The sequence below is a fragment of the Fischerella major NIES-592 genome (assembly GCF_001904645.1).
GTDB lineage: Bacteria > Cyanobacteriota > Cyanobacteriia > Cyanobacteriales > Nostocaceae > Fischerella > Fischerella thermalis.
The window spans coordinates 133532-147183 of the sequence record NZ_MRCA01000012.1; the positions used below are offsets into that span (position 1 = coordinate 133532).

At 43.0% G+C, this 13652-nt stretch carries 10 protein-coding genes; 6 read left to right on the forward strand and 4 right to left on the reverse strand.

All coding sequences use genetic code 11. From position 1 onward, the window contains the following. Positions 1-33: 33 nt before the first annotated feature. The 3 genes from aspS to NIES592_RS19005 all read right to left on the reverse strand — a co-directional run bounded on the left by aspS (position 34) and on the right by NIES592_RS19005 (position 3440). Positions 34-1821: an aspartate--tRNA ligase gene (aspS, locus tag NIES592_RS18995; RefSeq protein WP_073556574.1), complete on the reverse strand. Its 1788-nt coding sequence runs from the start codon at positions 1819-1821 to the stop codon at positions 34-36. A 273-nt stretch (positions 1822-2094) separates the two neighbouring features. After that, complete coding sequence (locus NIES592_RS19000) at positions 2095-2493, reverse strand: hypothetical protein (protein WP_062244205.1); 399 nt, start codon at positions 2491-2493, stop codon at positions 2095-2097. A 71-nt stretch (positions 2494-2564) separates the two neighbouring features. After that, positions 2565-3440 carry a zinc metalloprotease HtpX gene (locus NIES592_RS19005; protein WP_073556575.1) on the reverse strand — a complete coding sequence of 292 codons (876 nt, stop codon included), beginning with the start codon at positions 3438-3440 and terminating at the stop codon, positions 2565-2567. A gap of 578 nt (positions 3441-4018) precedes the next feature. Here NIES592_RS19005 and NIES592_RS19010 point away from each other — a divergent pair. After that, complete coding sequence (locus tag NIES592_RS19010; protein ID WP_073556576.1) at positions 4019-4873, forward strand: hypothetical protein; 855 nt, start codon at positions 4019-4021, stop codon at positions 4871-4873. Here the strand turns inward: NIES592_RS19010 and NIES592_RS19015 are convergent. Beyond that, entirely contained in the window at positions 4865-5083 is a 219-nt protein-coding gene (locus NIES592_RS19015; RefSeq protein WP_009460376.1) for a hypothetical protein, read from the reverse strand. The genes NIES592_RS19010 and NIES592_RS19015 overlap by 9 nt on opposite strands. 458 nt (positions 5084-5541) lie before the next feature. Here NIES592_RS19015 and bchH point away from each other — a divergent pair, with 458 nt between their 5' ends. The 5 genes from bchH to NIES592_RS19040 all read left to right on the forward strand — a co-directional run bounded on the left by bchH (position 5542) and on the right by NIES592_RS19040 (position 13586). Further along, entirely contained in the window at positions 5542-9279 is a 3738-nt protein-coding gene (gene bchH, locus NIES592_RS19020) for a magnesium chelatase subunit H (protein WP_073556577.1), read from the forward strand. A 347-nt stretch (positions 9280-9626) separates the two neighbouring features. Then, complete coding sequence (locus tag NIES592_RS19025) at positions 9627-10403, forward strand: RNA methyltransferase (RefSeq protein ID WP_073556578.1); 777 nt, start codon at positions 9627-9629, stop codon at positions 10401-10403. A 371-nt stretch (positions 10404-10774) separates the two neighbouring features. Then, positions 10775-12364 carry a serine hydrolase gene (locus tag NIES592_RS19030; protein WP_073556579.1) on the forward strand — a complete coding sequence of 530 codons (1590 nt, stop codon included), beginning with the start codon at positions 10775-10777 and terminating at the stop codon, positions 12362-12364. 6 nt (positions 12365-12370) lie between these two features. Further along, positions 12371-12736, forward strand: a complete 366-nt coding sequence (psb28, locus tag NIES592_RS19035; protein ID WP_073556580.1) for a photosystem II reaction center protein Psb28 — start codon at positions 12371-12373, stop codon at positions 12734-12736. Positions 12737-12818: 82 nt separating this feature from the next. Next, positions 12819-13586 (forward strand): Uma2 family endonuclease, encoded by a 768-nt coding sequence (locus NIES592_RS19040; protein WP_073556581.1) that lies wholly within the window; start codon positions 12819-12821, stop codon positions 13584-13586. Positions 13587-13652: the final 66 nt, after the last annotated feature.

Sequence of the window (13652 nt, forward strand, 5' to 3'; positions counted from 1 at the left end):
GGTCTACTCTATTTAAGTACAAAGTGCTGTATGTCACGCTTTCGGCTTATAAGTCGAAGTTACGTGTAACTCCTTGAGTTGCTTGGTGTCCACACCCGAAGGCGCATCTGTCATCAAGCAACGTGCTTGCTGTGTCTTCGGAAACGCCATGACATCTCGAATTGATTCTTCTGCTGCTAACAACATCACCAATCGGTCCAAACCGTAAGCAATACCGCCATGAGGTGGCGTACCGTACTCAAATGCTTCTAAGAGAAAACCAAATTTATTCTGTGCTTCCTCACTAGAAAGTCCGATCGCATCAAAAACTTGTTGTTGAATTTCCCGTTGGTAAATCCGCAAGCTACCGCCGCCAACTTCAAAGCCGTTAAATACTAAATCATAAGCTTGGGCGCGTGCTGTTTTCAAGTCGTCCAAGTCATCAGGATGGGGTGCAGTGAACGGGTGATGGAGTGCTTCCAGGCGCTTTTCCTCTGCATTCCACTCAAACATCGGAAATTCTGTAATCCAGAGTAAATTGATTTTATCTGGATCGATGAGTCCGAATTCTCTGGCAATGACTTGCCGTAATCTATCTAGAGTTTTATTAACAGTAGCAGCGTCCCCAGCACCAAATAATAATAGATGACCGGGTTTGGCACCTGTGCGACGCAAAATCTCCTGTTTTTGTTCCTCTGTGAGGTTATCTTTAATCGCCCCAATTGTATCAATTTCGCCGTTATCTCTGACACGGATGTAAGCTAAACCTTTGGCACCGGCTTCACTAGCCTCTTTGAATAAGTCGCCACCTGGTTTAATCCGCACATTAGAAATGGCTTCGTTACCATTGGGAATGGGCAGAATCTTGACGATCCCGCCGCTAGTGACAGCATCCCGAAAAACTTTGAAACCACAATCTTTGATCACATCAGAAACATTAACTAATTCCAATCCGTAACGGGTATCAGGCTTATCACTACCGTAGCGTTCCATCGCCTCAGCGTAAGTAAGGCGCGGGAAGGGACGTTGTAACTCAATGCCTTTAATTGTTTTGAAGACATGACAAACTAAATTTTCATTGAGTTCGATAATTTCTTCTTGGGACATGAAACTCATTTCCATGTCCAACTGCGTAAATTCCGGTTGTCTATCAGCACGCAAATCTTCGTCGCGGAAGCAACGGGCAATTTGATAGTATCTGTCAAAGCCGGATACCATCAACAACTGTTTAAACAATTGCGGAGATTGGGGTAAAGCAAACCACTCACCAGGGTTGACACGACTGGGAACTAAATAATCCCGCGCACCTTCTGGGGTGGAACGGGTAAGTATAGGGGTTTCAACTTCTACAAAACCTTCTATATCTTCCAAATAACGACGCATTGCTTTCACAACTTGATAGCGCAATTGTAAATTACGCGTCATTTGGGCGCGTCGCAAATCTAAGTAACGATACTTCAACCGCAAGTCTTCTCGTACTGGATCTGTCTCGCTGCTAGAAACCTGAAAGGGTAATTGCTTACGCACAGCGTTAAGCAACTCTATGTTATCTGCGTAAATTTCAATTTCACCTGTAGGTATGCGGCTATTGAGAGATTCCTCTGGACGTTGCGATACCCTACCTATGACTTTAATTACGTACTCATTTCTTAAGGTATTCGCTTGTTCATAGGAATCTGGGGTACGTTGTGGATCGCTGACGATTTGCACAATCCCAGAGCGATCGCGTAAATCTAAAAATATTACACCCCCATGATCGCGGCGACGGTCTACCCATCCGTACAAGGTGACAATTTCTCCAATATGCTTTGTTCGGAGTTCGCCGCAATAGTAAGTTCGCATAGTTGTTAGTTCTTAATTACCAAGCTAGACAATATAAAGTAAAAGTCAAACCTTCTAATTATCTAGCATCATTTGCAATTGTTGTGATTCCGGTAAAAAAAAGATGAAATTTTTTGACAAAACTAGGGGCAGGTTTTGCCACCCGCCCCTCAAGCCTGACAAATGCTTACCAGATATAGGGCGATCAAACAGACTAACTAAAAAATTGCATGTAACCAAACTCTGCGCCCCTCTGCGTTCTCCTTTGCGATACTTTGCGTTTCAAAACACACATTAGGAACGCGGGGCATTAAAAGCATCCCAAGCAGCTTTAGCAGCCTCTTGACAGCGAGAGCCGAATTCTTCTAGTTGTTTGAGCAGTAAATGCCAGTTTTTCTCAGCTTCTTGCTGTAATACCAACCAAGAATGTTCAATGCGATCGCGCTCAATCAGTTTATCACCCTCAATTGCTTGGCGTGCCTGACGTACCGCATTCAGATAAGTTTCGCGAGTGAGAGTTCCTGCGGATTCTGCTTCGGCTTGGGCGCGTCTTTTGATGGCTTCAATTAATGCTTTGGTTTCACCCTTAACTTCGTCAGTCTCGCCAGCCATTTCATTTTCTACTATTTCTTCGGTTTGAGAACTGACTTGCACAACAACCAAGTTTTCTTCATTGTTAGGATTATAAGTCATTTGCGTTTCTCCTTGATATCTTGTGATCAGGGATTGGGGAGATGGGGCAATGGGGTGATGGGGTGAGTGATCTAAAAGACTCTTTGTGGTGAATTTTGTTGTTGTTCTAATCTCAGTAATGCTTCCACCCGTGCTTCTGTGGGTGGGTGACTAGAAAACAAACTACTCATAAACTGCCCTGAGAAGGCATTTGTAATCAACAGTGGCTCAAAAGCAGGGTTAGCATTGAGAGGTATTTGTCGTGCCGTCGCATCTAAACGTTGCAGCGCCCGGGCTAAAGCGCGGGGATTGCCTGTAATTCTAGCAGAACCTGCATCTGCTGCAAATTCTCGGGTGCGGGAGATAGCCAACTGTATCACTGTTGCGGCAATCGGGGCAAGTATCACTGTTAATAATAACCCCAAAGGATTAGGCCCGTTGCGATCATCCCGTGAATAGGGTGAAAACCAAAGGCTGTAGCTCAGCATTTGAGCTAAGAAAGAAATTGCACCTGCGATCGTTGCAGCAACGGCTTGGGTAAGAGTGTCACGGTTAGCAATGTGAGTGAGTTCGTGAGCAATCACACCTTCGAGTTCGTCTTCTGGTAATATCTGCAAAATACCTTCAGTGACAGCAATGGCAGAATGTTGTGGATCGCGCCCTGTTGCAAAAGCGTTAGGATTTTGGGAAGGAACAATATATATACTGGGCATTGGCAGATTCGCCCGTTGGGACAATCTTTCTACCATCGCATATAGCCCTGGTGCTGCTTGTGATGATACAGGTTGTGCGCCATAAGCAGCTAGCGCAATTTTATCTGATTGATACCAGGAAAATAAGTTGGTAACTGCTGCTATAACAATACCTACAATTACACCTGTACTACCACCAATTACCCAATAACTAATCGTAATTAAAAGACCGCTTAATAAAGCAAGCAAAGCGGCTGTTTTCACTTGATTTATCATAGTTATTTACTCTTGATTACAACTACATAACATTAGCTCGAGCCGCAATTTGATCTTATCGATATCAACACAGATTTTTCAGGTAGAAATATAGCTCCTGTTTTGTACGGTTTTCTCTCCTATTATTAAAGGTTGTTGAGTAATTTATACAACTTTTGATATGAAGCATATATCTTTCCGAGAAACTAAAAATAATAATTTTAAATAAAGCGCATCTATCAAAAGTAAGAAAATTTATAAAACGGTAGAATTTATGTGACACTTGGCACAAGCGGATGTATAGCTGTGCGAAATATCATGATGTGTAATTGCGCTTTACTAATAGTGTCGGTAGAATTTCTGGAAAACTAAATATTGGTCATTAACAATACTTCAAAAGACTAGTAATCTATCACACCAGTTTTGCATGATTAGCCGAGACAATATTAAAAGGTAAAAGTTGAGAGAGACCGCTGAACCTTCCACTGTTTCTCTTACCCTTTACCATTCGGTGACTCGAAGTTGATACAAATGTTTTCTAGTATACAAACTTTGAGTAATTTTACTCTATAGCACTGTTCTTCTGTAAGGATAACCCCATGAGGGAAAATACGAAAAACATTGGAGTTTTGCACAAAGTTGGAAAAACTTTGCACGAATTGGCAGAGTTCATTTTTAATCCCTGGTTAAATAGCACATCTGTTCACCCCTTAGAACGAAGATTACAACTGTTAGAACACCGGGTATATCAGGGAATGCTGGACAAGGAAGAGTCTCAAGACTTAGTGATGCATGACTTGCAGCAACAGATAGATTGTTTGCAAGAGAGTACAAATTCTCGGCTAGAAAACATAATTAACTACGAACTGCGTCACCAAGTACTAGAAGTGCTGAAAGAACAGGTGCATATCATTAACCAAATCATTAAACCAGCTGTTGAAGATGTAATTTATGAATTAGAGCATAAAAAGCAGTATTCTCAACCCAGTATCAACACTGCTGAAATTGAAAAAAAACAAGACAAACTCCGTCAGTCTTTGGCACATATTGAAAATTTGAATGCATCTATTCCCCATATAGAAGCACAAAGAGCAGCCTGTATTGAAGCGGGGCGATGGCTATTGTCTCGGCGATTAGAATTGGCGCAAGCAGTAACAAGTAAATTATTGAGTCCACAGCATCCGCAAGCAGAAGAGTTTTGCCGGAATATCTGCAAATATATCAAACTACTTGGCTGCTGCATGGAAAACGAGATTGAACCACGTCTATTGTATAAAAAAGTTATTACTCATCAACAGCCACCAGTTCAGACATATGTGAAAGCATTTCAGATCATTAAAACCAGATACATCAATGATTGGGAATCTTCACAGCAAGTATCAAGTCAAGCCGCAGAAGAATTAAGAGGTTACTTTAACTACCTACTTCACTATTTAATGACTGCCTTAGTCTGAGTCAAGAGCATTCTTGATTTCTGTCTCAATCACAGTAATAACTCGCTGTTTATAATTCTCTGCTTGCAACAAAATCTTCACTGTATTCTCAATTAACTTGCCTTGTCGCCAGCATTGCTCCTCCTCTAACTGCATTGCAAGATTTTGCAGCACCTGAATCATAGCAGTATTATATTCCTGAGCACGCTGGTTTAAAAATAGATGTTTCATACAGCAAGTGAGATTTAGCACATTTCATATTTCTCTAGGTTAGGCAGAAAACCAGGAAGATAAAGATAAAAGTTTTCTGATCCACTGGAATATTCCTAATGTCGCGTAGGCTGGTAATTGGTAATTTCATATCTTGCACCAACTTTTCGTCACGCCAACAAATAAACTTCTTGGCTTATAACAAAAGTCAGATAAATCTGACTTGTGGTCTGGCAAGCCAACTTTGTTTGGTAAAACAACTTGGACAAATCGATTAAACCTCTTTCTTTGCGTCTTTGTGTCTTTGTGGTTCGTTCTTTACCCTTCAAAGTTAGGTTGACACAGACCACTAGGTTTGAGTTGGAGTAGTATTACCTCATAAAAGAATAAAAGAGTGGTAAAGCTGAAGTCGGTTATTTACTTTATATTGAGCAGCAAGATTAAAATCGAGATGAAGAAACATTTCGTAGCTCAAGGACATGAAACGGATCGTCTTAGTAGCAGGGTTTGAATCTTTCAACGCCGACTTGTATCGCAAAGCGGCTGATATGGCGATCGCTAGTTGTCCAGAGTTGGATATCAGGGTTTTTAGCGATCGCGACATTACCAGTAAGCGCCAAGAAGTAGAAGCCGCACTTGGTAATGCTGACGTATTTTTTGGTAGCTTGCTGTTTGATTACGATCAGGTGTTATGGTTACGCGATCGCATTGCGAATATTCCCATCCGCCTTGTTTTCGAGTCTGCATTGGAATTGATGAGTTTTACCAAGTTGGGTGCGTTTGCCATTGGTGACAAACCCAAAGGAATGCCCAAACCAGTAAAATTCATCCTCGACAAATTTAGCCAAGGACGAGAAGAAGATAGACTCGCAGGTTACATCAGCTTTTTGAAAATCGGGCCAAAACTGTTAAAGTTCGTACCAGTACAGAAAGTCCAAGACTTACGCAACTGGCTAATTATCTATGGTTACTGGAACGCAGGCGGGCCGGAAAACGTTGCTGCCCTATTCTGGACACTAGCAGAAAAATACTTGGGGTTAAAAGTTGCTGACATTCCCCCACCCATCGAAACCCCCAACATGGGATTACTCCACCCGGATTATCAGGGATATTTTACATCTCCCCGTGAGTATTTGGAGTGGTATTGCAAAAGACAGGGAGAACTTCCCGATGGGGAGGTGGGGAGATTGGCAGATGGGGAGAAACCTTTGTCTCAATTATCCCATCTTCCTGTAGTGGGAATTTTACTCTACCGCAAACATGTCATCACCAAACAACCCTATATTAATCAACTAATTCGCCGTTTTGAGAAAGCTGGATTAATCCCCTTACCGATATTTATCAACGGTGTGGAAGGACACGTTGCTGTCCGTGACTGGATGACAAGTGATTACGAAACTCAGCAACGCCAACAGGGTAATATCGAAACTCCATGTTTGTCTGAGGAAGCAGTCAAAGTAGATGCGATCGTCTCGACAATTGGTTTTCCTTTGGTGGGTGGTCCTGCTGGTTCAATGGAAGCTGGACGGCAAGTCGAAGTAGCAAAACGCATCCTGACTGCCAAGAATGTTCCGTATTTTGTTGCTGCACCTTTATTAATTCAAGATATTTATTCCTGGACACGTCAAGGAATTGGTGGGTTACAAAGTGTAGTTTTATACGCACTTCCAGAACTAGATGGAGCGATCGATATTGTTCCCCTTGGTGGTTTAGTGGGAGAAAAAATCTATCTAGTTCCCGAAAGAGTACAACGCTTAATTGGCAGAGTCAAAAGCTGGATTAAACTGCGGCAAAAACCCGCATTTGCAAGAAAAATTGCCATTATTCTCTATGGATTTCCACCTGGTTATGGTGCAGTGGGAACTGCCGCCTTATTGAATGTACCTCGTAGTCTGCGGAAATTTCTGCAAGCGCTGAAAGACCAAGGTTACACCGTCGGGGATTTGCCAGCAGATGGAGAAGAATTGATTCGGCAGGTGAAAGAAGCAGATGAGTCTTTTGGCGATGCGGAGAATTCTTCTATCACCCTATTTCGTCCTCATGTCCCCGCGTCTGTGAATGCTAAAACCCTAGAAAAATGGTTGGGATATCTCCGCACTTCCCGCATTGAAAAGCAATGGAAATCTCTAACAGGTACTGGAATTAAAACCTATGGCGATGAATTTCATATTGGCGGTGTGCAATTAGGAAATGTCTGGATTGGTGTCCAACCACCCTTGGGGATACAAGGCGACCCGATGCGGTTAATGTTTGAACGAGATTTAACGCCTCATCCCCAGTATGCTGCTTTCTACAAATGGGTGCAAAATGAGTTCCAAGCTGATGCTGTAGTTCACTTTGGTATGCACGGCACGGTGGAATGGTTGCCGGGTTCGCCTTTGGGTAATACGGGGTATTCTTGGTCAGATATTTTGTTGGGAGATTTGCCTAATTTGTATATATATGCGGCGAATAATCCTTCAGAATCGATTTTGGCGAAGCGTCGCGGTTACGGGGTAATAATTTCTCACAATGTACCACCTTATGGTCGTGCAGGTTTGTATAAGGAATTGGTGGTATTGCGGGATTTGATTGCGGAGTATCGCGAAGATCCACAGAAGAATTATGCTCTTAAGGAAGCGATTTGTAAAAAGGTTGTTGATACTGGTTTAGATGCAGATTGCCCGTTTGAGGATGCGAAACGTCTGGGGATTCCTTTTACGCCAGAGAATGTGCGGATGTTTAGCGCCCATGCTTTTAATGATTATTTGGTGAAGTTGTACGAGTATTTGCAGGTTTTGGAGAGTAGGTTGTTTTCTTCTGGGTTGCATACGTTGGGTGAAGCGCCGGATGAGGAGGAGATGGCGGCGTATTTGGAGGCGTATTTTGGAAATGAACCGCGAAGGCGCGAAGAACGCGAAGAAGAGGAGGAGAGGCTGGTTCGAGAGTTGTTGATGCAGACAACTGATGAGTTGATGAATTTGTTACGGGGTTTGAATGGGGAGTATATTCTGCCTGCGCCTGGTGGCGATTTGTTACGGGATGGGCCTGGTGTGTTGCCTACGGGTAGGAATATTCATTCTTTAGATCCTTATAGGATGCCTTCGCCGGCGGCGTATGAGAGGGGAAGGGAAATTGGTCAAAAAATTATTGCCCAGCATTTGCAGGAACATGGTAAGTATCCGGAGACTGTGGCGGTGATGTTATGGGGTTTGGATGCGATTAAAACTAAGGGTGAATCTCTGGGGATTTTGTTGGAGTTGGTGGGGGCAGAACCTGTGAAAGAGGGGACGGGACGGATTGTGCGTTATGAGTTGAAGCCTTTGGCAGAAGTGGGACATCCCCGAATTGATGTGTTGGGGAATTTGTCGGGTATTTTCCGCGATAGTTTTGTGAATGTGATTGAGTTGTTGGATGATTTATTTCAACGGGCAGCCCAGGTGGATGAACCGGAAGACCAGAATTTTATTAGAAAACATGCTTTGGCTTTGAAAGCGCAGGGTGTGGAGAATGCATCAGCTAGGTTATTTTCTAACCCGGCGGGTGATTTTGGTTCAATGGTGAATGAGCGTGTGACTGATGGAAATTGGGAATCTGGCGACGAGTTGGCAAATACTTGGCAAAGTCGCAATGTGTTTAGTTATGGCAGGCAAGATCGGGGTCAAGCAAGACCGGAAGTATTAACGCAGTTGTTAAAAACGAGCGATCGCATTGTGCAAGAAATTGATTCGGTAGAATATGGTTTAACTGATATTCAGGAATATTACGCCAATACGGGCAGTTTGAAGAAGGCGGCGGAAAAAGTCGGTGGTAAGAAGGTGACGGCTAGTTTTGTCGAAAGTTTCTCGAAAGATACCACACCCCGCAAGTTAGATGATTTGTTGCGGATGGAGTATCGCACTAAGTTGCTTAACCCCAAGTGGGCAGAAGCAATGGTCAATCAAGGTTCTGGGGGTGCGTTTGAAGTTTCCCAACGAATGACAGCGTTGATTGGTTGGGGCGGCACTACAGATTTTACTGATGATTGGGTATACGATCAGGCAGCAGATACTTATGCTTTAGATCCAGAAATGGCAGAGAAATTGCGAAAAGCCAACCCGGAAGCCTTTAGGAATATTGTCGGTAGGATGTTGGAAGCCCACGGGCGGGGTTTTTGGCAAGCTAACGAGGACAAGTTACAAAAGTTACGGGAATTATATGAGTTGACAGATGAAGAGTTAGAAGGAGTAACAGTTTGAAAGTCCACAACACTTGAGTAAAGATATCTAGTTATTGCATATTAGTTAAACAATCATCTCTTGCACAGATTTAAAGGCGCCAAAAAACACCTAGCGCCTTTCTTAAACTTACTAACCACAACTCAACCACCAACGAAAAATCTATCTGCGTTCATCGGTGTCCATCGGTGTTCGATTTTTCAACAAACCACTCAAGCACCAACGAATAATCCATCTGCGTCCATCGGTGTCCATCGGTGTACCCTACGGGAAGCCTATGAGCGCGTCTACGATTTCTCAAAATATTTTCGTCGGCAGAGTGATTTCATACAACCAGGAAAATAAGTGAGATTTCCAAAAGGCAACAAATGACATTGGCTGGAGTAAAAATCATACTGGTAGAACCAGCTGGCCCCTTGAACGTGGGGTCTGTAGCACGGGTGATGAAAAATTTCGATCTCAATCAACTAGTGTTAGTCAATCCCCAATGTGACCCTTGGGGAACACAAGCAAGACAGATGGCAGTTCATGCCCAAGATATTTTAGATGGGTTGGTATCAGTGGAGACATTACCCGCAGCCTTGCAGGGATGTAAAAGAGCGATCGCTACAACTGGTGTTATTCATGATTGGGATGCACCTCTAGAAAGCCCTCGAACAGCACTACCTTGGTTATTAGAAGAAATTGGACAACCTGCAGCGCTAATTTTTGGCAGAGAAGACCGCGGGTTAACTAATCAAGAATTAAACTATGCTCAACGATTTGTTCATATTCCCACTAGTTCTAGCTATTCCTCATTGAATTTAGCTACAGCTGTGGCCATTTGTTGTTATGAATTGTCACAAATTCAGGACATAAAACAGAAGAGTAAAGGGGAAGAGGTAAAGGAGAATGGGTCTTCTGAAAATACATCTGATTCCGAAATTGCATCTATAGAGCTTATGGAAGGATACTATCAGCAATTAGAATCCCTACTGTTAAATATTGGCTATCTTTATCCCCATACAGCAGCTAGTCGGATGGAAAAATTCCGGCAACTTTATAACCGCGCTCAACTACAAAACCGTGAAGTTGCTATGTTACGAGGTATCTTACGACAAGTAGAATGGGCGCTCTCAAGTCATAAAAATCATGAAAACTTGTGATTTTTAAGTACTACATACGCAATTACCCCACAATTACTAATTATGCCTTAAACTAAACACAAAAACATGTCTCACAATAGAGGAGGACACAATTAGTTAGTACTTTCTGGTAGACCAGTGTCCGTATATACTTGTTTTTCGGTAAAAATTGGGAGTAAAGTTTGACTTGGAATCGACAGAACAATTTATACTGTCTATCTCTGGTAACTGGTCATATTAAAAATCACACAACCAGGACATGAAAATTCTTACCCCTTCTGCCGTTTGCCTTATTTTCAAGATAAAGAACAAATAAATACTCTGCCCTACTTAGTTAAACTTTCATTGCTAATTGCTAGATTATACACTTCCTATCATCATCATAAGATCTTATGGAAACCAGAACACAAATACCAGGTTTCTCACGACCTCAACCTGTTAGCGGACGCCAAAAACCTCCCCGGAAAGTGCAGAAGTCGAGCCAGCAACAACGTCCCTCTGCTGTCGGGACAAAGCTGACACGTGTCAAAGCTAGTTCTACTACTACCACTGCGACTGTGGCAAAAAAACGACCCAGTATAGTAGTACCAGCAGCCATCAAACCTCTGCCTGCGAAACCGGGACAAATTCCACCTTTTAAGCCAAGCAATGCCAAAGTCAAAACTGTAAAATCCCCCAAGCAGGCACTGCCTAAAAAAGTCAGAACATCCCGAAAAACAAGGTTAAAGCCTATGGCTAGAACCATGCTCTACGCCTTGCGATTATTAATAGTGGGAATTGGTATTGGCGCGATCGTGGGAACTGTTTTGTCGGTACTAGATCCTGCTAATCAAATGACCACAACAGAGACATCTCCTCAGGATGCCAAATCAGGGCAAGGACAAATCCAGGCTATCCCCACTCCCACACCTGCTGCTGTTTTATCTTTATCACAGGAAATCACTTCCTTAAAAACTAATTTGCAAAGCTTAACGTCTGCTAACGCAAATCTCACACCAGGAGTTTTCGTGGTGGATTTGGACAATGGTAGTTATGTAGATATCAATGCCTCTGCCAGTTTTCCCGCAGCCAGTACCATTAAAATCCCCATCCTCATAGCTTTTTTCCAGGATGTCGATGCAGGTAAAATCCGCCTGGATGAAATGCTGACTATGCAGAAAGAAATGATGGTTGGCGGCTCTGGAGATATGCAGTATAAACCCGTCGGCACTCAATTTAAGGCGCTGGAAGTTGCTACTAAGATGATGACTGTCAGTGATAATACAGCAACAAATATGCTCATAGCCCGGATGGGTGGAATTGAAGCTTTAAATCAGCGTTTCCGGAGTTGGGGTTTAAATACTACAGTCATACGTAATCAACTGCCTGATTTACAAGGTACAAATACAACCAGTCCCAAAGAATTGGGGAATTTGATGGCGATGGTCAGTCAAGGCAATTTGTTGAACATGACATCGCGCGATCGCATCTTGGATATTATGCGTAATACTGTCAGAAACCATCTGTTACCAACTGGGTTGGGACAAGGTGCAACGATTGCCCATAAAACTGGTGATATTGGCACTATGTTGGCAGATGCAGGTCTGGTAGACCTGCCTACTGGCAAGCGTTACATAGTTACGGTCATGGTACAACGCCCCAATAACGACCCCCGTGCCGAAAAACTCATTGCGTCTATATCCAAGGCTACGTACCAACAATTTACCCAAACAGCCCCCACTATACAAACTCCTGCACCAACACCTGCACCAAGTATTACTCCAAACCCAGCCCCGACAACCAGCTATCAGCCACAGGTGATGCCTCCTGCACCCCTACCAACAAATACTCAACCCACAATCAACTATCAGCAGTATCCTCTGATCAGTCCGCCTCTGCCGAACAGCATGAGCAATCCTCTACCTGCAACTGGTTATCAATACCAACCACCCCTAACCAATCAGCCGCAGTATTATTATCCTCCTTACACCTATCCCAGGTAATAGATCATGGCATCTACAACACCCACGATTCAATTTTTTAGTGGTATTTACGAAGAACTAGGTAACGTCAGCTTGCGACGTGGTCGTTCTGGCAAACGTATTATCTTGATGACATTTAACAAGTTGCAAGCCTTAGAAGGATTCAATAGCTTCACAAAACAATCCTTAAATACCATGCTGTTAACCGACGAAGAAGGCAAAATCAGTATCACACCTGCGTCTGTGCAATTTATTTTTGGGGGTGCAGAAGGTGATGAGTTACAGAGGGTAGAGTGCAAATTGGAAATTGAACAAGACGAGCATTGGGAAAGAGTGATGAGATTTATGCATCGCTACGCTCAGGCCAATGGTATGGCCTATGGCGAATCTTAATTTTGATAGTGATTAGATAGGGAGATTTCCCGTCAGCTAACATAAAAAGAGTCCCCAATGGCTCTGCAATAGGTGATAAGCCATGTCCGAAACAGCCCTCACAGCACCCGATGTAAGCCTGCCACCAACCCAAGCAGAACTCCCCTATGATGATGGTGAGCCAATGGAGAGTCAGCGCCATAAATTGCAAATGGATCTGTTAATTGACGCCTTAACGCCTTGGTTGGAACAGCGAGAGGATGGTTATGTAGGCGGTAACATGTTCATCTACCACAGTATCGCTCAAGTGCGGAACAAAGATTTTAAAGGGCCAGACTTTTTTGCCGTACTGGCAGTACCAAAAGGGGAACGTCGCAGTTGGGTAATTTGGGAAGAAGAAAAAGCACCAGATGTGATCATTGAGTTATTGTCTGATAGTACCGCCGCAGTTGATAAAAATCAGAAAAAGTTAATTTATCAAAATCAGATTCGCGTGCCAGAATATTTTTGGTTTGATCCCTTTAATCCTGATGATTGGGCTGGTTTCTTTTTAAGTAGTGGAGTCTACCAACCCTTAGTTGCAAATGAACGCGATCAATTAGTCAGTAAGTCATTAGGGCTAGGACTGCAATTTTGGTATGGAAATTATAAAGGTATTGAAACAACTTGGCTACGTTGGGCAACATTAGAAGGAGAACTGCTACCAACATCAGAGGAAATTGCCCAACAGGAAAGACAAAGAGCAGAACAAGCAGAGTCTAGGTTATTACAAACAGCACGTAATCTTCTGCAAACAGGAATGACAGCAGAACAGGTGGCAAATTTAACAGGTCTTTCTATATCTCAAATAGAACAACTCACTAATTTCTAACTTTGAATTGCTAATTCACGTCTAATGTGAATTAACAAAGGCGCTAATAGATCATGGGAAATACTC